Raw genomic sequence first — 23,910 nt, 5'->3', positions numbered from 1 at the left:
AAAAAAATATCACTTAATGGTGAATTACGATTGTTTTATTAAATTTAATTGTACATAAGAAATGTGAAGAAGGGATTGAGAACTATGGACTCTAAAGAAATCCGCCGCATCCTTAAATCAAATCATCCTGAGGGATATATCACGAGTGGACAATATCGAAGCAATTCTTACAGTGTTCCCTATTATGTTGTTGCGACCGCTAAGGAAGGACTCTTTTTCTATGTCAACAAACGCGGCTCACTCGACATGGAACTTCACTTATCCTGGGCAGCGGTTCCAAATACGTTATATCTCCGTAAGGACAAGAACGACAAGACTTATCGTACAAAGAAAGAATTATTGCTGACAATCTTTGTTGGTGATAAGGAAGGTAAGATGGTGGCTGAACTGATCGAGGGTCGTCGGAAGCTCCTTCCTTGGACGAAGTTCCCGTGGTATCGAAAAATTCCTGGCTATCGTAGTCAAATTGTTTGGAAAATGGTTTTAGCTTCAATGTTCTATTTCTTTTTCCTCGGTATGTTCTTCGCCGCTGCTTTAGAGGATGTTGAAGATGATACTAAACAAGCCGTGAAGCAACCCGTCGTGCAGACAGAGGCAGAAACAGAACCGAAGAAGTCAGATTCTGAAGCCGCAAAGAAGAAAAAAGCTGAAGAACTAGCGGCTGCTAAAAAGGCGAAGGCTGCTGAAGAGAAAAAGAAAGCCGCTTTAGAAAAGAAAAAGGCTGAACAAGAAAAGAAGAAGTTAGCCCAGGAAAAAGCAAAAGCGGAGGCGAAGCGAGAAGCTGAGAGGAAAGCGAAGATTGCCGCTCAGGAGAAAGCAAAAAAAGAGGCTGCTGCTAAGCTAGCCGCTCAACAAGAAGCAGAGAAGAAAGCTGAAGAAGCGGCTCAAAAAGCAGAGCAAGTAGCCGTTGCCACTACTCAAGTCAGTTTTGATAACTGTGATGATCTTCGAACGGAATACCCAAATGGCGTACCGAGTAGTCATCCTGCTTATGAAGCTAAGATGGATCGGGACAAGGATAATTTTGCTTGTGAGAGAAACTAATATTAAATTCAAGCAAAGTAATTATAAAGTAAATGATAGAGACTTTAAATATTCAACTTGATGATTTTTTCAGATTATGATAATTTTACGTTCATCTATATTCAAAATTAAATTATAAATTTCATGTATTAAAATGATTAAAGCTAAAACAAAGAAAATTCGTGAAACTACTGTATGTATTTCTATAAAATAAGAAAGACATTGCAATTGCAATGTCTTTCTTATTTTATAGCTTTAACTATATCAAAATAAAAAATGAATAAACTTTATATTTATATCTCAAAATAAAAATTATACGACTCTTTATCTATATAAAGCTCAAAGTATATTTGAATTACATTTGAATTCGAAGATCTTAATGGCTTAATTCGGAAACCATGATTGTAAATATTGTTTACTGCAGTTTCGCTAAAATTTTCCGGTATAATAAATTCTGTAATGCCTCCAAAGCTTTGAGAAACAATAATTTCTGATCCACTTTTTAATACATAGTTACTATCTTTCAACATTACCTTAACTTGGATAGGACTCTCAATTTTTTTATGAGTATTCAAATGTAAATATACGTTTTTAAAACCTTCATCATCTAATTGATTATTATGATCAATTGTCATATTAACAAAAGATGTACTTTTAATAGTCTCTTTTTTCACAAAAAATCCAGTCAACTTCATATCCTTAATTTTATTTTCTTCGATGTAATAAGAAATAATTAATGAGAATAATTGCAACAAAATTGTTGAGCCTAATAACGTAACTAAGAATAACAAAAAAGGAAATTCATCTACATAAATTCCAACCAAAACTCCTATAAATCCTACAATAATAGAAAATACTGTAGTATTAACTGTCCAAAAGTTATTTGGAATATTTTCAAGAAGACCAGTTATTCTTTTAAACATGAATACAACCTTTCGACAACACTAATTAAATATTCTTCATCATCATTATTTATAGTAACTTTTCCTTCTTCATATAATGACATAAGTTTGTTATCTATACTAAAAGTTATATAATTAATTTTCACTGCGTTATTATTAGCTATATTTAGAAATTCTTCTTCGATCATGTAATCATTTTCATGATATTCCTCTAAATCATTATTAACATAGCTAATTTTTATTATTTGAGTTTCAAATTCTTTAAAAACATTAATAAATTCAAGATTACTAATTAATTTTTCATTTACTAAACCCTCAGTTTTAGAACTCAACTCATTTTTCACAAGTTGATCTGTCTGAAGATTTGAATGTTCTATAAAAACGATTTTATTTTTTTTATTATAAAAAAGATTTATTAGAGAAGAGTAAGGAATTTTAAATTGTTCACCCATAGCAATTGTACTTATACAATATTCATCTTTTAAATGGTAAACCAAATGCGAAATATTATTTTTCATATCAAAATTATGAATAACTGACAAATGTTCATTTTTTTTATTATTTCCAAAAATAAAATTCTTTTTTGTTAGTTTTCTCAATTTTTTATATTCTGATACAACGACTAGTCTGAAATTCAAAATTTTCCCCTCCCTTTCCTAATATTTTTTTATTAATTATTTAATTTCCCGCTAAAAACTCCATTAAAACTAATATAAATCGATTGAGTTCTCCACCGTTAAGTTGAAGTGGTTCAAAAGAACACCTGTTCCCATTTTTATATAACGTTAATACTATACTAACATTTCCTGATACTATTTGATAAGGAAATAATGCTTTTATTTTAGTTATATGCCCTTTACCTTCGTAAATATTACTGACTATAGAATCATTAACTATATCTGCAGGATCTACTTCATACGAAACATTTCTTGTACTGTCATTTTCATTGTTTACTTCGTTAATTGTACAACTAGTGCATGTTATGTAAGGGTTATTTTTCGCTCTTGTTAGAAAATCAGAATCCATTTTGATAACATCTAAACTCAAGCCAATACCTTCAAGTAATTTTCTGACTCCAACCTTTACTTTTTCTTCTCCCGAATCATTTGATAAAATCACCAAAAAATTATTTGAGAAAACTAATACTCTACATGATGTAAAATACTTAAAGGTATTTTCAATTGTTCTTACTCTATTATTAATAATAGATGGTTCACTATATACACCATAGCTAGTTTCCTCAAATCCTAAAAATTCGATATAATTTATATCATCAACTTGATTAAAAGTAGGTATTGTAAAACCACTTTCATTAATTACTCCTTGTTCATTGGTACCTACTTGGTTATCAAGCACGGCACTTGCTAAACTTTCTAAATCTAATTCATTTCCTTCAAAAAAAAATAAATCCTGAATAATTCTATAAACTGTAATTGAAGCCACAAATTTCATCCCCCAGTGGTAAGCGGTAACTTATTTTACAATTTATTTTACAATTTTTTTGACGATAATCATACATCTTTACTAAACAAGTTTTTTTAATGTTAATGTTTTTTAGAAAAAAGGAGATATAATAATTATGACGAAGATTAAGAAGAATCCTAAAAATGGGAAATGGGAAGCCAGGATAAGCCTTGGTTTTGATGAAAGCGGAAAACGCATCCAACGCTTCAAGAGCACGGACACGAAGCGGGAGCTGGAGTATTGGATGGCCAAGTTACTCAAGGAACGTGAGAGTGGAGCAATCAAGAAAAAACGAGCGAAGTTAACCGTCGCAGATCTCCTTGCGATATACTACGAACGTCGCGCTCCTCGACTCGCAAAGGCAACGCTCTATAATCGTCGGAAAATCTCTGTTTTACTCGAGAATGAGTTAGGCAAGATGAAGATCGAGACTGTCCGAACGTACCATCTAGCGGATTTTTTAGTGAAGTATGCCGAAGCCCGGCACTGGAACGCTAATAGCTACAATACGATGATGCAACAAGTCCGCGCCTTCTTCCGGTATGCCGTCGAGATGGAGTACCTCAAGGAAGATCCAAGCGCTGGTCTTGCACAGGACCGTCGTCGTGCCGTCAAGAATCATCAGGTATGGAGCCAGGAGGAATGCGAGCTCTTCATCGAGACACACGAAAAAGAACTACGCGCCCTTCCAATCATCTTGATTCTGCATACTGGGATGCGGATCGGTGAAGCCATCACCTTACGTTGGTCAGATATCGATTTTGAGGAACGTACGGTACTCGTGAAGCGCTCCGTCTCCGACCACAACCGTTCGGCTCATCAAAACGAGAAAGCGCCTAAAAATGGACATTCTCGTCTCATCGTGATCAGTGATGCTGCAGTCGATTACCTGAAGAGCATGAAACGGTTACAGGCATCGCATCAGTTGAGCAAAGGTTACCGGAATGATGAAGACTATGTCTGCCTGAATACGCTCGGAAGACCCTTCAGTTCGACGATCGTCCATCGTTCGTTCAACTGGTTGACGGAGCTCGCCGGTGTTCCACGAATCCGGATCCACGATCTCCGTCACACACATGCCACTCTCCTTCTCGAGCAGGGTGTACATCCGAAAGTTGTGCAAGAAAGACTCGGGCATGCGAGTTATACGATAACGATGGATTTATACAGCCATGTCAGTGTAAAGTTGCATCAAGAGGCTGCCGAAATGCTCGTTTTCAAAAAAAGTGTGCAATAATTGTGCAATCGGAGGAGATTTGATTGAATAAGAGAGAAACAAAAAACGTGAAATACGTTGATACAAAAGGGTTTCAGAAGGTTAACAACACTGTTCCTAAAAAATATGTCATGTTCGTCGATGAGACGGGGACACCTAAAGGGAATACGCAATTTAATTTGACAGGTGTCTTGATGGAATACAAATATGCCATCGATTCGGACGAAACGGGTGAACCGAGCCCTTTACGGAAACGCTTGATGGAATTTAAGTCGAGTGTGTTTGAAGATCCACACATTCCACTCCATTTAAAAGAAATTTTAAAGGCGGAGCATCCTTACGGCAAAGAAGACGGGATCACGATTGATATGTTACGTCATTTTTGGGTCGCATTACCTGACTTCCTAGTCGATATCGACTGTACGATTGTCAGTGTCGAAGTCGATAAACAGAAGCTGCAAGATTTTTATTCGACACCAAAAGATCCTTACGTCGTCGCCTTTGCCCACTTGATGAAATCTTTTTACGCTTTTTTAGAGGAGACGGAAGCGACGAGTGCTCGTGTCGTCCTCGAAAGTCGTGATGATTATCAAAACTTATTAATTCAAAAAGCGTTCTTCGATATCTTTAACTCGGGGACGGTCCACCTTGACGTCGAAAAAAGTCGTCAAAAAATTAAAGGCTTCATCTTTGCTGAAAAGGATAGCGACCTCTACCAATCCGGTCTTGAGATTGCTGACCTCGTCTGTCTTCCCCTTTCACGCGTACGTCGTGGCGTGATTGAGGTGAAACCACGGTTTGTCCATTACGGGGACGAAAACCGAATCTTTAAAGCAATCAAAGAAAAAATTTACATTCGTCGCGATAGTCCCGATCAAGATTTCCGAAACTGGGGATTCAAAAAAGTTCCGATCACGAAAAAGCGTCGGGAATGGTCCGATACGCCTTGGAATGGTTAAACATACGCGCGTATGATGGACAAGAGACATTTTATTTCACACGAATAAAGGATAGCACGCTTCCGGGGTTTCTTCCGGAAACGCGCTATCCTTTTTTTGCTTTCAAGCATCATTTAAATAATTCTTCGTTAATCGACAGGGATGATTGTCCCTTTCGTCCGTTTTTTTCCTTCCCGACACATGTCGAGTAATGGGCATTCAAGGCAGTGCGGACGTTGCGCCTTGCAGTGATACCGTCCGAAAAAAATGAATTGATGATGAAGCTTCGACCAGCGTTCCCGCTTGAATCGTTTCATCAACGTCGCTTCGACTTGTGTGACATTATCTTTCCAGCGACAGATACCGAGGCGTTTCGAGACCCGTTCGACATGCGTATCGACTGCGAATGCCGGGACATCGAATGCAACCGATAACACGACGTTCGCTGTTTTTCGCCCGACGCCGGGTAACGCTTCGAGTCCGGCGCGGTCCGTTGGTACTTCGCCTTCATGCAACGTGATGAGGCGTTCCGCGAGTGCTTTGATATTTTTCGCTTTATTGCGATAGAGACCGAGTCGTTTGATTTTCTCTTCGATGGCAGCGACCGGTGCAGTGGCTAGGTCGCTTGGCGTCGGATACGCGGCAAACAATCCCGGCGTGACTTGATTGACGAGCACGTCCGTCGCTTGCGCACTCAAGGCGACGGCGACGACGAGTTCAAACGGATTTTTATGAATCAGTTCACAAAAAGCGTCCGGAAACATCTCTTCGAGGGTCAATTCAATCCGGTCGATTTCAGCTACTCGTAACATGATTCACCCTCCTCTCGTCGCAAGATCTTCGAGTGTTTTAATACCCTCGCGTTCCCACGTCCGCAAAATTTGATTGATATAGGTCATCTTCCGGACGTTATGGTAGACGGCTTCGCGAAGCGCAGCAAGGACTAGCTCTTCCGCGATGTTTTCAATCGTCAGCCACTGAATGATTTGTTCCATTTGAAACGGCGACATCATTCCGAGTTCCCGCTCAAATTGTTGGAAGACCGATGGATTGATCGTATCGAAATTCGGCGCCTCTTGTTCCGGTGGTGCCATTAATTTTTCATAGAGTGGAACTAACGAATAGCGTTCCGATCCGGCGACGTTTTCCATCGCCAGCAACCCCTTCTGTAACAAACCGAGCGTCGTCTCAATCGTTTCCGTCTCGGACAGCCCGAGACGATTGCTCAATTCTTCCGGTGAAGGCATCTCCATCCCTTCCGCACGGCAAGCGAACAGTTGACCGATTAACGTAAACTCGACGAAGCTGATTCCAAGCCGCTTCGCTTCCGTGAACAATCGTTTCGGAAGCACGACGGTCCCTTCTTCGAAAAGTTGGATTAAATTATGATTCATGACACTTCCTCGATTCTTTAGTCTAAGCAAGAAATCGACCCGTCTAAACGATGGGTCGATTTCAGTCTAAATTACGGATACAACCGGTTGAGTAGACGTGGGAATGGAATCGTCTCCCGAACGTGCTCGACGCCCGTGATCCAAGCGACAGTCCGTTCAAGTCCTAAACCAAAGCCACTGTGCGGTACTGAACCATACTTGCGTGTTTCAAGATACCATTTATAGGCGCCTGTCTCATCCAAGTTATGTTCTTTCATATCAGCAAGCAGTTTGTCGTAATCTTCTTCACGTTGCGAACCACCGACGATTTCGCCGTATCCTTCCGGTGCAATCAAGTCGTCACACAGAACGAATCCCGGGTTTTCCGGATCTTCTTTCATGTAGAACGGTTTGATGGCTTTCGGCCAGTGCGTGATGAAGACCGGGCGGGCAAAACTATTTGCGATTGCTGTTTCATGTGGTGCACCAAAATCATCTCCGAATTCGATGTCATCGAATCCTTGCTCTTTCAACATATCGATTGCTTCCGTATACCGGACGCGTGGGAATGGTGCTTGAATCGTTTCAAGAACCGTCAAGTCACGCCCGAGCAACTCGAGTTCCGCTTTACAGTTCTTCAAGGCGGACTGAACGAGATGCGAGACATAGTTTTCTTGGACTTCGAGGTTCATCTCGTGGTCGTAGAACGCCATCTCCGGCTCCATCATCCAAAACTCAATCAAGTGGCGACGTGTTTTTGATTTTTCAGCACGGAATGTCGGACCGAATGAAAAGACTTTCCCGAGCGCCATCGCTGCCGCTTCCATGTAGAGTTGACCCGATTGTGACAAGTACGCATCTTCATCGAAGTATTTCGTTTGGAACAATTCGGTTGTTCCTTCCGGTGCACTGCCCGTCAAGATTGGTGGGTCGACTTTGATGAACCCTTCTTGGTTAAAGAACTCATATGTCGCACGGATCAATTCATTTCGAACGACCATGACGGCATGCTGGCGTTTTGACCGCAACCAAAGGTGACGGTTGTCCATCAAGAAATCTGTTCCGTGTGCTTTCGGTGTAATCGGGTAGTCGATTGCTTCATGGATGATTTCAATTGAAGTGATCTCCATCTCATGTCCAAGTGCTGTTCGCTCACCATCTGATTTGATGACTCCCGTCACCCAAAGTGATGATTCTTGCGTTAGACCTTTCGCTGTTTTGAATAAGTCTTCTCCGACCGTTTCTTTGACGACGACACCTTGCATAAAGCCGGAACCGTCACGTAACTGAAGGAAGGCGATTTTACCGCTTGAACGTTTGTTCGCTAACCAACAGCCAATCGTGATTTCCTCTCCCACATGTTTTGCTACATCTCGAATCATTGCTTTCAAAAGTCAACATCCTCTCTAAGTTAAACGGCTGTACGAGCCGCGATAAATCCTTCAATCCGATCGAGCGCTTCTAGGACACGCTTCGGGTCTGTTGCGTACGATAGACGTACATATTCCGGCGCACCAAATCCTGAACCTGGAATCAAGGCTACTTTTGCTTCTGACAAGACGGCTGTACACCAGTCATCGACGTTTGCATAACCACACATCTTCGCTGCCTCTAAGGCATGTGGGAACAAGTAGAAGGCACCTTCCGGCTTCAAGCACGTCAAACCAGGTATTTGAATCAAGCGTTCGTAAATTTGTTCGAGTCGTTCTTCGAACACGACACGCATCGCTTCGACCGGGGCATCCCCTTCTTCGTAGGCCGCGACAGAAGCAGCTTGCGCGATTGACGTCGGGTTCGACGTCGAATGGCTCGCAAGGTTTGTCATTGCGCCGATGATTGCTTTCGGTCCGATCGCATAACCAATCCGCCAGCCCGTCATCGCATGCGATTTCGAGACACCATTGATGATGATTGTCCGTTCCCGCATTCCTGGAAGTGTCGCAATCGATAAGTGCGTCACACCGTTATACAGTAATTTCTCATAAATTTCATCGCTGATGACGAGAATGTCATGTTGAATCGCCATCTCTGCTACCATCTCTAACTCTTCTTTCGTGTAGACCATACCTGTCGGGTTCGAAGGTGAGTTCAAGACGATTGCTTTCGTTTTCGGTGTGATGTGTTGCTCGAGCAACTCACGTGTCACCTTGAAACGTGACGCTTCCGTCGTCTCTAAAACGACCGGTACGCCGTCACTCAACTTGATTTGCTCAGGGTAGCTGACCCAGTACGGAGCAGGAACGATGACTTCATCTTCCGGGTCGAGAATGGCTTGGAAGAGTGTCGATAAAGCATGTTTCGCACCAGACGCAACCATGACTTCCGAGCGATCATACGATACCCATAAATCGCGACGTGTCTTCTCGATAATCGCGTCTTTCAACGCAACCGTTCCGCCTGAAGGCGTATACTTTGTATCGCCTGCTTCTGCTGCCGCAAATGCCGCTTGAATGATGAACTCCGGCGTGTTGAAATCCGGTTCACCAGCCCCAAGACCGATGATATCTTGACCGGATGCCCGCAGTTCCTTCGCTTTCGCCGTGATGGCAAGCGTTGTAGAAGGCGTCAATTGTTGTACGCGTTTTGATAACATGTCGCACACTCCTTTTAGTTAATCCGTAGTCGTTTGATGAAAGATCCCTCTTGATACGTATAGTACGAATATTCATAGCCCGTCTCGGTTTCCGCGACGATCTCAATTAAGGCGCGATCTTCGAAACCATATTTCGTGGAAACGATTTTTCCTTGATCTCCACTTTGACGAATGACTTCATCTACCTTAATGCCGTCTTTAACCGGGCGTGTCTCAATCTTACCTTTTGACGGGACAAAAGCGCGTAACGCCTCTCCCTCTTTTTTAATCGAGAAGACGGTGTACTGGTCTTTTCCGTTAAAGACATTTTCGAATGTCACGGCGTCCGGGGCTATTTCTTGTGTTAAACGTTTTTCTGCCCGCTTGACGACTTCTTGTTCTCGCCCCTTTGCTTCACCAACCGTTAACTGGTAGATTCCTGTACCGATTAGCGTAATCAAAAGAACGACCGAAATCAAACCGATGGCGATTTTCCACTTCATGTGCGGTAGATGGTGAAGACCATCTGCTCCTTGTCTTTCTCATCTAGAGCTAAACCAAACATTAAGTCCTCCGTTTTTAACGTGCGATTCAATAAGTCTACGATTTTGTACGTATCGTCATGGCGATTGACCTTGACCGTTGCGAGTGTCTCGATTTTCGAATCCATCTTATATCCTCCCTCATTTTTCTTAACCTATTATAATGCGATAATGGTTATTTTAATAGACTCAATCCGTATCATTCAAGAACAATTCGAGTTCTGCCGTCAATTCTTGAAGTGGTTTTGATAAAACAGGCACATTTGGCAAACTTGAAACAAAACGTTTTCCGTAACGTGTCGTCTCAATTCGACGGTCAAACACGAACACGACACCACGGTCATTCGTCGTTCGAATCAAACGACCGAACCCTTGTTTAAAACGAATGATCGCTTGCGGTAAGCTGTATTCAAAAAACGAAGATTTACCTTGTTGTTCGATTTGTTCCGATCGTGCCTGAACGATGGGTTGGTCAGGCGGTGCGAAGGGTAGACGAACGATGACAAGACAACTTAAGTCGTCACCCGGAACATCGATCCCTTCCCAAAAACTCGCAGTCCCAAAAAGAATGCAGGCATCGAGTTGCTTAAACTGTTTCATCAAGCGCTGCCGGGATCCTTGTGTGATTCCTTGCGACAGCAACGTAAATCGTGCCGGAAGTGCCTGCTTCGTCGCATCATGCGTTTGTCGCAACATGTCATTGGATGTGAACAAAACGAGCATCCGCCCTTCCGTCACTTCAGCGATTTCGATGATGGCTTCCGCTATCGTTTCAGCATATTTCGCAGGTGGGACGTCCTGCAGTAACGGCAAGTCCGTCGGAACCATCAGCCGGACTTTTTCCGCGTACCCGAATGGTGACGGGACAATGAACCGCCGTGTCTCGAGTTCGCTTAAACCAAGCCGCTTTTCAATGAATTGAAACTTGTTCGAGACCGTCAACGTCGCGGATGTCAAAATGCTCGTCCGTTTCGAGAAGACATCCCGGTATAAGCGTTCTGAAATATCGATTGGTTGCGTATAAATCCGTGTCAACTTCCGATTTTTTGCAGTCGTCTCAATCCAGGATACTGTTTCATCATGAGGCGCGAGCATCGTCTCAAAAATCGCATTCTCGACATCCTCGATTTGACCGATCACGGATTTGAGATCCGCGACGACGGACCGTTCCCGGTAACTCATGTGTTCGCGTTGATCGTGGAATAATTTATGAATCGCCCGAATCGCTTGTCGTAATCGACGTAAGACCAATTCGACCCGTTTCGCACTTTCCTGAACGCCCCGCATCGAATGATCGAGTCGTTTGAAGCGGACTGTGACACGTCCTTCCCGTCGCTCTTTCCGGGAAGAGAGATCAAGTCCATAGGCTTGGATGATCATCAACAGGTTATCTGCCTCTTCGATTAGCTCCGTCATCGTCTCATCAATCACTTCACTATGCGCTTCGACCATCTCCGTCAAATCAAACTGATCGGAGAGGCTGACGAGACGCGTCAATAGTTTTTTATCCGCGGAGAATCCGAGTTGTCTAAAAATCCGGTCGAATGAATGCCCGTCGAAGACGAGTCCGAAATGGTGGCTCGCGACTTCCTCGATTTGATGGGCCTCATCTAAAATCAACGGACAGCCTTTCGGTAAGACACCCGCCTCATACTGAATATCACTAAACAATAAGGCGTGGTTCGTGACGATGATCGTCGCGTCCTTCGCTCTACGGACGGCATGTTGGAAAAAGTCACGGCTAAACCATGGATCGAATCGCCCGAGTTGCGACTGGCTATCCGACTGGATCAACTGTTTGATGGCGATGTTCCCTTGTGCTGCTCCACCGGGAAGACTGACTTCTTCCAAGTCTCCCGTCGTCGTTTCAGTCAACCAAACGAGCAATGTTGCTTTCGCTAACGTAAAATTATACGGTTCTTCTGTTTCATTCAGGAAAAACTCGAATTTACGTAAATCAATATAATTGTTCCGCCCTTTGAGCAATGTAATGTCGACTGGGGCATCGAACAGTTGACGCAACAGCGGTAAATCACGGGCGAACAGTTGCTCTTGCAGTTGAATCGTATGTGTACTGACGATAATCGGCGTCTCGTGTTCAATCGCATAATGTGTCGCCGGAACAAGATAGCCAAGAGATTTTCCGGTACCCGTCCCAGCTTCGACGAGCAATGGTACTTCTTGATCAAGTGATTGATAGACATGACGCATCATCTCAAGTTGACCGGTTCGTTGCTCATAACCCCTGAACAGCTTCGGAAAGATCTCTTGATTCAAGTGATCAACGAACGGTCCGAATGGCTGGAGTTCCGACCGGTGCGGCATCAGTTCCGGATCAAGACGTTTTTTCAGCGCAATCTTTCGGAACGAATCGAACCGATCGTCTGTCTCGATGCCGACTGCTTGAATCGCAAAATCAATCTCTTCTTCCATCGCACTGAATAATTTTGGGGCTAAGCGACGCAACTGTTTTAATGTATCAAGCGGTAGCTCGCGAAGTCGACTTAACAGTTCGAGTAATAATTCTGCCGTCGCTTCTGCATCGCTGCCCGCCCGGTGAGCTTCTTGATGCGTCAACTGTAAACTTTCCGTCAGGTGCGATAAGGAGTGACTCTCTGCCGTTGGTAATAGAATCCGTGCCAGTTCGACCGTATCGATGACGGGACCCGTGTACGGTAAGTAACCTTCTTCTTCAAGCGCTTCATTTAAAAATGTTAAATCGAATTGGACATTGTGCGCGACAAACACTCCACCATCTAACATCGAGAGGACGCGCGGTGCAATGACATCAAATGTGTCTGCGTCCCTTACATCTAAATCGGATATTCCTGTCAATTGCGAGATGAACGGCGGAATCGGATTTTTCGGTCGAACGAAAGCCGACAGACGTTCCGTCACGTGCCCTTGTTCGACGACCGCTACGCCGATTTCAATCATCTCATCTCCAGCTTTAATCGAATGACCTGTCGTCTCTAGGTCGATCACCACATACTTCTTCTCCACGACTTATCTCCACCTTTAACCATCCATCTGTTACGTATCGAACTTCTCATGTTTCATCTTAACAAAAATAGAGACCCGAATGTGTTCCGGGTCTCTGAATTTCATAAGATCGTATGCGCGATTTCTTGAGAAAGCATCTGTTTGATGTTATTCGTTTCATCGAGAACAGCCACCTTCGGCTCGTGGACGAGGATTTCTTCATTCGTCAATTGTGCATATGCCATGATGATGACTTCGTCTCCAACTTGGAAATGGCGAGCTGCCGCACCATTCAAACAAATGACACCGGAGCCACGTTCACCCTTGATCGCATATGTTTCGATCCGGGCACCGTTTTGATTGTTCGTCACTTGAACTTTTTCATTTTCAAAGATTCCGACCGCATCAAGCAAATCTTCATCAATCGTGATGGAACCGACGTAATGGAGGTTCGCCTCCGTCACTCGAGCTTTGTGTAGTTTAGCGTGCATGAATGTCCGTAACATAAATCATGCTCCTCTCGTATAAAGTAAATTATCAATCAAACGCGCTGATTCAAACTGAACCGCGACGGCTAATAAAATCGTTTTCGTTTCTGATGTAACCGGTCCGAGCGTCGGATAGTCGACCGCTTCGACATAATCAAGCGCCGTTCCTTCAAGATGCAAAGCATCTTTCGTCCGTTCGACGACTTCCTCGACGGCTGTGCCTGCTTCAAGTAACGCGTTTGCTTGCTGGAGAGCTTGTTGCAAACGCGGTGCTTGACTGCGTTCTTGCTCAGACAGATAGACATTTCGTGAGGACTTTGCGAGACCGTCCGCTTCCCGGATAATCGGACACCGTTTAATCTCGACCGGGACGAAATAATCTGCAACATATCCTTCAATCAAGGCTAACTGCTGAGCATCTTTCAGTCCGAAATAGGCACGGGTCGGGTGGACGATGTTCAACAATTTACTGACGACCGTCAAGACGCCATCGAAATGTCCTGGTCGTGACGCACCACAAAGGACGTCGTCGCCCGTTCTGACCGTCACGCGCGCCATATCGAGCGGATACATCGTTTCATTCGTCGGATAAAATACATAATCGACGCCTGCCGCACCCGCCAGTTGTTGATCGCGTTGTTCGTCACGTGGATACCGTTCTAAATCTTCGTTTGGTCCGAACTGCGTCGGATTGACAAAAATACTCAACACGACAATCTCATTTTCACGTCGTGCTTGTTCGAGTAACGAACCATGACCTTCATGCAAAAACCCCATTGTCGGTACAAAACCAATCGAGTCATAGGCTGCTAATTCTTGCCGTAGTTCGTCGATGTCTTGAATGACTTTCATTCTTTACCGCCTCCATAAAGCGAATCGATCAATTCTTCATCCATCGTGAACGTATGTTCAATAGATGGGAATACACCTTGTTTTACTTCTTCGACGTAGCTAGCAATCGCTGCTGTCCCTGACGTATTCCAGTCCGTATACGCTTTAACAAACTTCGGTAGACGTCCGACACCATATGTCAGGATGTCATGGTAGACGAGGACTTGTCCATCGACATCAACGCCGGCACCAATCCCGATGACAGGAATCTGAAGTAATTCGCTGACTCGTTTCGCAAGTTGGTGCGGGACACATTCCAGGACGAGCATCTTCGCACCGGCTTGTTCCGCTGCTAAACTGTCTGCAATCAACTGTTCCGCTGCTGCAAGCGATTTTCCTTGTACTTTAAAACCTTCGAGTACGCCAACTGATTGGGGTGTCAATCCAAGATGTGCGACACAAGGCATCCCTGCGTCCGTCAAGCGACGAATCGTCGTCAAGATGTCCCCAGCACCTTCAAGTTTTAAGGCATCGGCCTGACTTTCTTGAAAAATACGTGCCGCAGCATCAAGCGTCCGGTCGAACGAACCGTGGTAACTTGCGAATGGCATGTCAACGACCATGAATGTCTTCGGTGCCCCACGGCGGACCGCCCGTGCATGATGAATCATGTCCTCAACCGTCACGGCAATCGTCGAATCATATCCTAAAATTACGTTTCCAAGTGAATCACCGACGAGTAAGAGATCGACGGCTCCTGCTTCTGCTAATTTCGCTGACGGATAATCATACGCCGTCAACATAACGAGTTTTTCTCCCGTTGCTTGTTTTTTTAGTAAAGGTGTCATTGTGTGCATGTGTGTTCTCTCCTTCGTTAGTGTAGAGAGGACAAAAGGAAACGCCTTCCTTCCTAAAAATACCCATAGGAAAGAAGGCGTGAATAAGTGCAACATCGTCCTTCTGTCCCTGTCCGAAATAGGATCAAGGCAGGTCGTACTAGCGATAAAAAAAGTTTTCTACCGGTATGACTCCTAACGGCTATCATCCTTCGCTTTATTATACATGATTCAAATTGGCAACTGCAAACGTCGGGATTTTAGTTTTCTGTCCAGTAGACGAGTTCCGCCGAATGGAATGCTTCCATTCCTTGGTCCGTTTCGACCATCAGCGTTCCATCGGCGCGAATTCCGCGCAAATAACCAGACAAGGTTTGTTGACGCGAGCGTAGTGTAACGGGTTGATTGAGCTTATCCGCAAGATGTTCCCACGCTTCGACAAAAGAGCCGAATCCATCGACCAACCACCGTTCGTACATCTGCTCAAACTGATTTAAGAAGGATGCAACGATTTCTGCCCGCCGAAACGTTCGATTGGTCGCGAGTTTAAGGGACGTCGCCCGATCAGCGATTGCCGTACTAAAGACGTCATGGTGAACATTGATTCCAATTCCAATAATGACCGAGCTGATCCGGTTTGCTTCCGTCTGCATTTCCGTCAAAATCCCTGCGACCTTTCGACCATCAATCAATAAATCATTCGGCCATTTGATTGTCACTGGCACGTCGAACTCACGTAAAGATGTCGCTAGGGCAATGCCAGACACGAGTGTTAATTGTCCTGCTTGATCGAGCGGGACGTCTGGTCTTACTATCAAACTCATCGCAATTCCGTTTCCTTTCGTCTCGTGCCAAACACGACCGAGCTGTCCGCGCCCACTCGTCTGGTAGTCACAGACGACGAGTTTCCCTTCTTTGACCTGCTGTTGTGCTAAATCATGCGCAATCCGTTGCGTCGTCTCCGTCTCCTCGACATGAAAAATATCACGTCCGAAAAATTTCGTCTGTAAGTACTGTTCGATTGCAAGTGCTGTTAAATGATCACCACGATCGATGAGGTGGTACCCGGTTTTTTTATTCGATTCAATCGCGTACCCTGCTTCTTTTAAAGACGCAATTTGTTTCCAAATAGCGGTACGTGAAATATTTAACTGGTCAGCTAAATCTTGACCTGAAATCCAATCCGTCTGCATCAATCGTTGCAAGATTACGTCTCGTGTTGATTTTTCCATTTGCTCACTTCCTCTAACAGAATCGACCGTTGATTTTCAAGGTGTCCGTTTACGACATGCTGTTCCAAATAATGGAGTGCTTCTTTGATTTCTTGTTTTTTCAGCCCGGCAGCAATCATGTCGCGTCCGCCGACTCGTAAATCTTTTAACGAGCGGATCGCTAAAGTTGTCCGGTCTGCGTGACTCCGACCTGTCATTTGATTTAAGACGAGCAGTTCCTCGTCCGTCAATGTATACCGTTGCCAGTCCGTTAGTTGCTCCAGTCGAACAAGCGCTACGAGTCGTTTTGCCCGCTGCTCCTGTTTTTTCGAACGTTTAAAGACACGTAACCGTTCTTGCGGAAACCCGGCGTCGAGCAGCAGCGTCCACACATTTTCTGTCGAGACACCCTGTAATGATGATTGTGCTAATCGTCCCATCACTTCTGAAGTGACGTGTGGAAGATAGGTCGCGAGTCCTGTGCGTAACATCGCTTGTAACGCTGCAACACGCCCCGGTCCAAGGAGCAGTTTTTCGAACTCAATCGCGACACGTTCGATTGCGACGTGTTGAATCATCTCCGCTTGCTTCGCGATGGCCCGCTCCGTCAAACCGTCTAACGAGAACTCGAGCTGACTCATGAAGCGAAAGGCACGAATCATCCGTAAGGCATCTTCTTCGAAGCGCTCTTCTGGCCGGCCGACCGTTCGAATGATTTTGCTCGCAAGGTCGGATTGTCCACCAAAGAGATCGACGAGCCCGGTTGGTTTTAACGCCATCGCGTTGATCGTAAAATCACGTCGTGTCAAATCTTCTTCCAGTGAGACGCCAAGTGTCACGTGGTCTGGTCTACGGCGGTCGCTATAGGTTGACTCGGAACGAAACGTCGTCACTTCGAACGGTACGTGTTCTAAGACGATCGTCACCGTCCCGTGCTCGAGTCCGGTCGGGATGACGACCGGAAACAACGGGATGACCTCGTCCGGTAAGAGTGACGTCGCTAAATCATAATCGCCAGGCACGCGTCCGAGTAACGTGTCGCGAACAGCTCCACCGACGACATACGCTTCGCCACCTGCACGTTCGATTGTTTCAATGATCGTATTCGCCAGCTCAGACATTTTCATATCGTGCACACACCCGTTCATAGACCTGTTCATACTTCCGGACGATTTCATTTGAATCGAACCGTTGCCGTGTATCGCGAATTCCGGCATCCGCCATCTGTTCGCGTAACTCGGGTGTATCGGCTAACTGGCCGATTCGTTCCGCCGCTGCCTTGACGTCATACGTCGGAACGATGAATCCGGTTTGTCCGTCTTGGATCACTTCTGGTAAGCCACCGGCATTCGAGACGACACTTGGGACTCCGACCGCCATCGCTTCAAGGACGACGAGTCCGAACGCTTCTTTTTCCGACAACAATAAATGGATGTCACTGATTGCGAGCAACTGGGCGACATGTTCTTGTTTTCCGGCAAAGATGATTTTTTCATAGACCCCGAGTTCTTTTGCCCGGCGGCGCGTCTGCCCCATCTCCGGACCATCTCCGACGAGTAATAGCCGCATGTCACGATTATTTGCAGCAATTGCAAATGCGACGAGCGTATCATCGATGCGTTTGACGGGGCGGAAGTTCGAAATATGTATGACGACGACTTCTCCCGGCTCAATCCCATAATGTCGTTTTAGACGTTCGTCGCGCATCGGATAATACACACTCTCATCAATCGAGTTCGCAATGACGTCAATATCGTACTCGGCATGCAACGTCATGTTCGTCTCAAGAGCAAGACTTTCCGAGACGGCCGTCACAGCATCCGAACTTTCGATTCCGTAACGGATGGCTGGCTGCATCTCTAAGTCTTGACCGATGACCGTGATGTCCGTTCCATGTAAAGTCGTCACGACAGCGACGCCTTTCTTCTTCGCCATATTGCGTCCGAGCTCTGCACAGACGGCATGCGGGACGGCGTAGTGGGCATGGATGATGTCGAGATCGAACACATCGATGACTTCTGCGACTTTCGAAGCCAATGTAATATCATAAGGCGGATATTTAAATACAGAATATTGGTTGACTTCTACGAGGTGAACCGTGATATTCGGACGATATTCCGTCAAGCGAAACGGCATGCTTGATGTAATGAAGTGGACATCATGCCCACGGTCTGCAAGTTTCATCCCGAGTTCCGTCGCGACGACACCACTTCCGCCTACGGACGGGTAACAAAGGATTCCAATCGATTTTTTCATATAAGATCACTCTCTCTTTAATTAGGTTAACCTTGTCTTCTCGATTCAATTGTAAACAAAACGCCTCTTAAAAACTACATCGACCACTTTCCAAGGAGATTTCCGTAGAAAAGCTAGTCTTTTTCAACGTCTACCGTTACCCTAGAGAAAGAGTCTTGTTAGAGAGGAGCAACCTGTTATGGCACCCCCATTTCAATTTCCGATTCGCTTCCGAAATATTTTTTGGATTTTAATCGGATCATTTATCTTTGCGTTCGGCATTTATCATTTTAATGTTCAAAATGAGTTAGCTGAGGGTGGATTCACGGGAATCACCCTTATTTTAAAGGGCTTGTTCGGTTTATCCCCGTCGATTACGAACCTCGTCTTAAACGTCCCGTTATTTTTCGTCAGCTATAAAATGCTCGGGCGGACGACGTTCATCTATACCTTGATCGGCACGTTCAGCTTTTCTCTTTGGTACGGCCTAATCGCCAAATATTCACCGCTTGAAATCATGTTGAAAGACGATATGGTGCTCGCTTCGTTGTTCGCCGGTGTCTTCATCGGTGTCGGCCTCGGCATCATCTTCAACAACGGCGGGACGACGGGCGGGGTCGATATCATCGCCCGACTGACGAAGCGGTATTTCGGATGGTCGATCGGTCGGACGTTCATGATTTTTGATTTTTTCGTCATCGTCGCTTCATTGACATATCTCGACTACAAACAGGCGATGTATACGTTGCTTGCCGTCTACGTCGGGGCCCGTGTCATCGACTGGATGCAGGAAGGAACGTATGCTGGTAAAGCCGCGATGATCATCAGTGATCACCGGACGGAGATCGCCGACGGGATTCACGCGACGATGAACCGCGGAACGACGCGGTTACTCGCGAAAGGTGGATTCTCCGGTCGCGACCTTGAAGTCTTGTATGTCGTCGTCGCCCGCAATGAAATCACCCGGTTGAAGACGCTCGTCAAAACAGTTGACCAACATGCTTTCATCACACTCCATGATGTGTATGAAGTAACCGGCGAAGGATTTACGTTCGATGAAAATCGTGTTCCGATCAAGGAAACGTAAAAACAAAAAAACACCCGGTTGATTCGATTCTGAAGAAGAAGATCGAACCAGCCGGGTGTTTATTTTTTATTAATTTGTACGCGTTACTCTTGAATTACTCGTCAGACGGTGCAAAGACCATCAAAGCGAGGCGGAGGAATTCGGCGACAGCGACGAGTGTCGCAGCGACGTAAGTCCAGGCGGCGGCGTTCAAGACACGGCGTGAGCCACGCTCTTCTTCCGCATCGATGATCCCGTGTTCCGTTAACTGAGCCATCGCCCGTTTCGACGCATCGAACTCAACCGGCAACGTCACGAGCTGGAAGACGACGGCACCGAGCATCAAGATGACACCAAGCATCGCAAGACCAGTCATCCCAGCGAAGAAACCAACGAGTAATAACGGGAATGACAGATTCGACGTAATTGACGCAACCGGTGCAATCCGGTGACGGACACGCATCATGTTATAGTCCGTCGCATCTTGGATGACGTGCCCGATTTCGTGCGCTGCAATCGAAACGGCAGAAACCGTTGAACCATGATACACATCTTCCGAAAGACGAACGACTTTATTCGTCGGATCGTAATGATCGGACATCGTTCCGCCGATTGCTTCGAGACGGACATCCGTAATCCCATTCTGTTTCATGATGAAGTCAGCGACTTGAGCGCCTGTCACCCCACTATGAATCGGAACTTCTTGGTATTTTTTATACGTTTTTCGGACTCGCATTTGTGCCCAGATGGGAACAATGATGATGATGGCGAGGTAAATCAGATAGTTAGCCATGTAACATCTGTCCTTTCCTAAAAGATTATATCCTTATTTTACGTTCAAGCGACCTTATTGTCAATCGAATCGCGTGCGACAAAGAAATATCCCATCAAAATACATAATCCCGTCAACCAGAACGAACCATAGCCAATCCACTGGATGTACTCCGCGAGCGCCGGATAGCGTGGCCACTGACCGAGCACGTAGTCGACGACATCGTTATGGATGACCCAAATCGAGACAAGGACAAGTTCCTTGACGCGAAACGTCATGAATGGAACATAAAGCAGTGCCTGGAATGCCATCGCGCCGTGCGAGACCATCAACATCAGTGCCATTGCCGTCAAATAACTGTTACCTGTCCCGAGTTCTTGAAGCATCAAGGCATTCATGACGACGGCCCAAACACCATATTTAATCAACGTGACGAACGCGAGCGCTTCAAACAGTCGGGAACGACGATTGAAGATCCATAAAAACACGATAATCGTAAAAAATAGCGACGCCGTCGGACTGTCCGGGATGAACGGATAATAGTACCATTTCGCCGTCTCGAGTTGCGGTTGATACCAATAATAGCCGTATAACGTTCCCGCTAGATTGATTAATCCGAGCGGCCAAAGGAGGGCTTTATGTTTTAAAATCTGCAAAAACGGCACATTCATTCACCTCATGATAGACAAAAGCCGGAGGAATCATTCCCCCGGCTCTTCTCTTATTTATTGTTCTCTCCGCCTTCACCGTAAGAAGCGATGAATTTAGCGAGTTCTTTACGATCTGCATCTGAACCTTTGTACTGTCCAGCAGGCATCGCACCGACACCTTTATCTGCGATTTCATAAATTTCATCTTCTGTCTTTTGTGTCCCGACGAGGGCAGGAGCGGCTGCTCCACCTTCGAGGTTCTTACCATGACAGTTGACACATGACTGGTTCGAGTAAATTTCATACCCTTTCGCCGCTGTATCGATTTCAGGACCTTCGTTCATCGTCAACTCACCTTGTTTATGGATCGTATCCCAGTGCGTTGTTTGAACAGATTCCCAAGTCAAGAAAATGATTGAGACGATTCCGAGTAACATCATGCTGACTGCGACTGGACGTTTTGCCGGGCGACGTTCAATCCCTTGGTCGAGCCACGGTGCTACGAGTAACGCCGTAAAAGCAAGACCTGGAAGAATGACAGTTCCCATCAAAATGTACGGACCGGCAGCAAATTGATATTTCAAGAGCTGATAGAGGAATAGGAAGTACCAGTCCGGAAGTGGAATGTACGACGTATTCGTCGGGTCAGCTATGTTTTGTAGTGGTGCTGCTTCAACGATTGTCAGCGTCATGAAGCCGATCAAGAAGACCGCTCCTACCATCCATTCGCGAAGTAAGAAGTTTGGCCAGAACGCTTCCGTCCGACCTGGATACTCAGAATAGTCTTTCGACTTATTCGGCATCCGGTTATTGATCGACACCCGTGAATCGGTGACGAATTTCATTCCTTTACCACGATGCATCGTGTTCTCCCCCTTTTAGGTTGCCTAAGTTGATTGTCGGTTTAAAGTGGTCCAGAGATCCCTTGTTTACGGATCATCATGAAGTGGGCCCCGAGCAAGACGAACAATGCCGCAGGAAGGAAGAAGACGTGAATCGCAAAGAATCGAGCAATCGTACTTGCACCGACGATTTCTCCACCCGCGAGGAGCGTCTTCGCGATGCCACCGATGACCGGTATGCTTTCCGCGATTTGAATCGTAACTTTCGTCGCGAACAATGCTTTCATGTCCCAAGGCAACAAGTATCCGGTTAGACCAAGTGCTAAGACAACGAAGAACAAGAGGACACCGACGACCCAGTTCAATTCACGTGGCTTTTTGTATGATCCTGTGAAGAAGACGCGTAATGTATGTAAGAACAACATTACGATGACGACTGATGCGCCCCAGTGGTGCATACCACGAACGATTTGACCGTGTGCGACTTCGTTTTGAAGATAGTACACTGACGCATGGGCATTGATGATATCTGGTACGTAATACATCGTCAAGAACATCCCTGAAAGAATCTGGATGACGATTGTAAAGAACGTCAACCCGCCAAAACAATAAACGAATGCTGAAAAGTTATGGGCAGGGTTTACGTGTTCTGGAACTTCATGATCGGCGATATCTCGCCAAAGCGGAGTGATATCAACCCGCTCATCAATCCAATCATAGATTTTTTGCATCATCGCTTACGCACCTCTTTCGACTGGTTTACCTAAGTAGAGGAAACCATCTTTCTCTTGCATTTCATATTCATCAAGCGGCTTCGTCGGAGGCGTTCCTGGTACGTTGACGCCATCTTTCGTGTACCGTCCGAAATGACATGGGCAATAGAATTGCTCTGGGTGCGTCGGATCTGCTCCGAAACTGACTTGGCATCCTAAATGCTTACAGATCGGTGATAGTGCGAGAATTTCGCCCTTATCATTTTTGAAGACCCATGCTGATAATGTTTCTTCGAAATCATACCAAGCATCCTGTGTTTGCTTCTTGAAGTCGACCCGTTTTGGTTCTGTTGTGATGTCCGACAACTTCATTACTTTTACTTTATCGCCTGATCCTGATTTCTTCAGGACCGGATCAACTGCGAAGTTGACCATCGGCATGACCATCGTCGCTGCCATAAAGCCACCGACTCCAGTCAGTGTATACGTCAAGAATTGACGACGTGTTACGTTAGACCCGTTTTGAGCCATATCGATCCCCCCTTGTGATGTACGCCGTGCCCCAAGACCACTGTACTTCACACAAATTTCTCACATGGTAATAGTATCTTAATAAAATCATCGCGTCAACCGCTTCATAGCGCGGTCCAACGGTTTCCTAACTGTTCGAGAACTTGTCCTACAAAATTCCCGACCATCTGACCTTGCTGGTCGCGACTCATCGTCTCGAGCGATAATCGTGGAACATAGACGATGTCGTCGACCGCTGTGTCTTTCCAGCGTAAATCTGCCGTAATGAACGTGACAAAACGGAATTGCTCGGCAGATGCCGCTTCCCGCCAACCGTTCAATTGATCGAGTGACGGTATACCGACATACGTCATTGCTGGAAGGAGCATCGCCCGACCGGACAGTTGCCGTTCGACTTCTGACGCAACCGTCAATGTCATGTCAGCACATTCCGCAAAAGCATGCATCGATTCATCAAATCCGATCGGTATCAATGGGACGACCAACGTATCGATATACGCTTGTTCGTTTCTCGTCCTTTGAACATCGGATGGTTTGAAACGCAAATCATTTCCCCCTTTCCTGTTCACTTACATTTCGTCACATTTAATGTATCATATCCGCTTTTATTACTGCTCGCTTAATGTGAACGTTTTATGAAATTCCATTCTATTTTTCTTCATATTTAGGTTTTTTTCAAACTCAAATAAAATCATCCTCTTCTTTATCCGAAGAGGATGACTG

26 protein-coding genes are annotated in these 23,910 nt (G+C 45.4%); 4 read left to right on the top strand and 22 right to left on the bottom strand.

The genetic code is table 11. The features are described 5' to 3' along the window. Positions 1-84: 84 nt before the first annotated feature. On the top strand, positions 85-1,044 hold the full coding sequence (locus KNP98_RS16165; protein WP_285801381.1) for an excalibur calcium-binding domain-containing protein: 960 nt from the start codon (positions 85-87) through the stop codon (positions 1,042-1,044). 272 nt (positions 1,045-1,316) lie between these two features. Here KNP98_RS16165 and KNP98_RS06135 read toward each other — a convergent pair whose 3' ends face one another. The 3 genes from KNP98_RS06135 to KNP98_RS06125 are packed head-to-tail and all read right to left on the bottom strand — an operon-like array spanning position 1,317 to position 3,368. Then, positions 1,317-1,946: a hypothetical protein gene (locus tag KNP98_RS06135; RefSeq protein ID WP_214810866.1), complete on the bottom strand. Its 630-nt coding sequence runs from the start codon at positions 1,944-1,946 to the stop codon at positions 1,317-1,319. After that, positions 1,931-2,563 (bottom strand): hypothetical protein, encoded by a 633-nt coding sequence (locus KNP98_RS06130; RefSeq protein WP_214810864.1) that lies wholly within the window; start codon positions 2,561-2,563, stop codon positions 1,931-1,933. Before KNP98_RS06130 ends, KNP98_RS06135 begins: the two co-directional genes overlap by 16 nt. Positions 2,564-2,603: 40 nt before the next feature. Further along, positions 2,604-3,368 carry a hypothetical protein gene (locus tag KNP98_RS06125; RefSeq protein ID WP_214810861.1) on the bottom strand — a complete coding sequence of 255 codons (765 nt, stop codon included), beginning with the start codon at positions 3,366-3,368 and terminating at the stop codon, positions 2,604-2,606. A gap of 136 nt (positions 3,369-3,504) precedes the next feature. Between KNP98_RS06125 and KNP98_RS06120 the strand changes: the two genes are divergently transcribed. Together KNP98_RS06120 and KNP98_RS06115 are read left to right on the top strand one after the other, a co-directional pair. Then, positions 3,505-4,626: a tyrosine-type recombinase/integrase gene (locus KNP98_RS06120; protein WP_214810859.1), complete on the top strand. Its 1,122-nt coding sequence runs from the start codon at positions 3,505-3,507 to the stop codon at positions 4,624-4,626. 23 nt (positions 4,627-4,649) lie between these two features. After that, entirely contained in the window at positions 4,650-5,564 is a 915-nt protein-coding gene (locus KNP98_RS06115) for a DUF3800 domain-containing protein (RefSeq protein WP_214810857.1), read from the top strand. 128 nt (positions 5,565-5,692) lie between these two features. Here the strand turns inward: KNP98_RS06115 and nth are convergent, their stop codons facing one another. From nth to bshA, 13 genes are all read right to left on the bottom strand, one after another. Next, complete coding sequence (gene nth, locus KNP98_RS06110; RefSeq protein ID WP_088837310.1) at positions 5,693-6,355, bottom strand: endonuclease III; 663 nt, start codon at positions 6,353-6,355, stop codon at positions 5,693-5,695. A 3-nt stretch (positions 6,356-6,358) separates the two neighbouring features. Continuing rightward, positions 6,359-6,937: a DnaD domain-containing protein gene (locus KNP98_RS06105; protein WP_029330601.1), complete on the bottom strand. Its 579-nt coding sequence runs from the start codon at positions 6,935-6,937 to the stop codon at positions 6,359-6,361. Positions 6,938-7,008: 71 nt separating this feature from the next. After that, positions 7,009-8,298, bottom strand: coding sequence for an asparagine--tRNA ligase (asnS, locus tag KNP98_RS06100; RefSeq protein WP_152638933.1), 1,290 nt, complete (start codon positions 8,296-8,298; stop codon positions 7,009-7,011). Between the two features lie 29 nt (positions 8,299-8,327). After that, positions 8,328-9,509 carry a pyridoxal phosphate-dependent aminotransferase gene (locus KNP98_RS06095; RefSeq protein ID WP_029330605.1) on the bottom strand — a complete coding sequence of 394 codons (1,182 nt, stop codon included), beginning with the start codon at positions 9,507-9,509 and terminating at the stop codon, positions 8,328-8,330. Between the two features lie 14 nt (positions 9,510-9,523). Further along, entirely contained in the window at positions 9,524-9,991 is a 468-nt protein-coding gene (locus KNP98_RS06090; RefSeq protein WP_214765099.1) for a hypothetical protein, read from the bottom strand. Next, complete coding sequence (locus tag KNP98_RS06085; RefSeq protein WP_012370646.1) at positions 9,988-10,158, bottom strand: YpmA family protein; 171 nt, start codon at positions 10,156-10,158, stop codon at positions 9,988-9,990. Before KNP98_RS06085 ends, KNP98_RS06090 begins: the two co-directional genes overlap by 4 nt. A gap of 61 nt (positions 10,159-10,219) precedes the next feature. Further along, entirely contained in the window at positions 10,220-13,033 is a 2,814-nt protein-coding gene (gene dinG, locus KNP98_RS06080; RefSeq protein WP_214810856.1) for an ATP-dependent DNA helicase DinG, read from the bottom strand. Positions 13,034-13,134: 101 nt separating this feature from the next. Then, complete coding sequence (gene panD, locus KNP98_RS06075) at positions 13,135-13,518, bottom strand: aspartate 1-decarboxylase (protein ID WP_029330611.1); 384 nt, start codon at positions 13,516-13,518, stop codon at positions 13,135-13,137. Between the two features lie 3 nt (positions 13,519-13,521). Continuing rightward, a complete protein-coding gene (panC, locus tag KNP98_RS06070; protein ID WP_214768564.1) occupies positions 13,522-14,352 on the bottom strand; it encodes a pantoate--beta-alanine ligase in 831 nt (276 codons plus the stop codon). Then, complete coding sequence (panB, locus tag KNP98_RS06065) at positions 14,349-15,188, bottom strand: 3-methyl-2-oxobutanoate hydroxymethyltransferase (protein ID WP_029330615.1); 840 nt, start codon at positions 15,186-15,188, stop codon at positions 14,349-14,351. The genes panC and panB overlap by 4 nt, the downstream gene beginning before the upstream one ends. Positions 15,189-15,427: 239 nt before the next feature. Next, positions 15,428-16,399 carry a biotin--[acetyl-CoA-carboxylase] ligase gene (locus tag KNP98_RS06060; protein WP_088837315.1) on the bottom strand — a complete coding sequence of 324 codons (972 nt, stop codon included), beginning with the start codon at positions 16,397-16,399 and terminating at the stop codon, positions 15,428-15,430. Then, complete coding sequence (locus KNP98_RS06055) at positions 16,375-17,505, bottom strand: CCA tRNA nucleotidyltransferase (RefSeq protein WP_239456728.1); 1,131 nt, start codon at positions 17,503-17,505, stop codon at positions 16,375-16,377. The genes KNP98_RS06060 and KNP98_RS06055 overlap by 25 nt, the downstream gene beginning before the upstream one ends. After that, complete coding sequence (gene bshA / locus KNP98_RS06050) at positions 17,492-18,634, bottom strand: N-acetyl-alpha-D-glucosaminyl L-malate synthase BshA (protein ID WP_088837316.1); 1,143 nt, start codon at positions 18,632-18,634, stop codon at positions 17,492-17,494. Before bshA ends, KNP98_RS06055 begins: the two co-directional genes overlap by 14 nt. A gap of 178 nt (positions 18,635-18,812) precedes the next feature. Here bshA and KNP98_RS06045 point away from each other — a divergent pair, with 178 nt between their 5' ends. Further along, on the top strand, positions 18,813-19,700 hold the full coding sequence (locus tag KNP98_RS06045) for a YitT family protein (protein WP_029330623.1): 888 nt from the start codon (positions 18,813-18,815) through the stop codon (positions 19,698-19,700). Positions 19,701-19,794: 94 nt separating this feature from the next. Here KNP98_RS06045 and KNP98_RS06040 read toward each other — a convergent pair whose 3' ends face one another. From KNP98_RS06040 to KNP98_RS06015, 6 genes are all read right to left on the bottom strand, one after another. Next, positions 19,795-20,472 (bottom strand): zinc metallopeptidase, encoded by a 678-nt coding sequence (locus KNP98_RS06040; protein ID WP_088837317.1) that lies wholly within the window; start codon positions 20,470-20,472, stop codon positions 19,795-19,797. 44 nt (positions 20,473-20,516) lie between these two features. Further along, positions 20,517-21,122 carry a DUF1405 domain-containing protein gene (locus KNP98_RS06035; protein ID WP_239456729.1) on the bottom strand — a complete coding sequence of 202 codons (606 nt, stop codon included), beginning with the start codon at positions 21,120-21,122 and terminating at the stop codon, positions 20,517-20,519. A gap of 50 nt (positions 21,123-21,172) precedes the next feature. Further along, on the bottom strand, positions 21,173-21,964 hold the full coding sequence (locus KNP98_RS06030) for a menaquinol-cytochrome c reductase cytochrome b/c subunit (protein ID WP_029330628.1): 792 nt from the start codon (positions 21,962-21,964) through the stop codon (positions 21,173-21,175). Positions 21,965-22,005: 41 nt separating this feature from the next. Continuing rightward, positions 22,006-22,677, bottom strand: a complete 672-nt coding sequence (gene qcrB, locus KNP98_RS06025) for a menaquinol-cytochrome c reductase cytochrome b subunit (RefSeq protein WP_012370658.1) — start codon at positions 22,675-22,677, stop codon at positions 22,006-22,008. Between the two features lie 3 nt (positions 22,678-22,680). Then, positions 22,681-23,187, bottom strand: a complete 507-nt coding sequence (locus KNP98_RS06020) for a ubiquinol-cytochrome c reductase iron-sulfur subunit (RefSeq protein ID WP_029330633.1) — start codon at positions 23,185-23,187, stop codon at positions 22,681-22,683. Between the two features lie 104 nt (positions 23,188-23,291). After that, positions 23,292-23,732 (bottom strand): DUF2487 family protein, encoded by a 441-nt coding sequence (locus KNP98_RS06015; RefSeq protein ID WP_029330635.1) that lies wholly within the window; start codon positions 23,730-23,732, stop codon positions 23,292-23,294. Between the last annotated feature and the right edge of the window lie 178 nt (positions 23,733-23,910).

Origin of the sequence: Exiguobacterium sp. s127 (assembly GCF_018618695.1) — a bacterium.
GTDB lineage: Bacteria > Bacillota > Bacilli > Exiguobacteriales > Exiguobacteriaceae > Exiguobacterium_A > Exiguobacterium_A oxidotolerans.
Note: the sequence above shows the minus strand (reverse complement) of the source record. Positions and strands in the feature narration are given on the sequence as shown.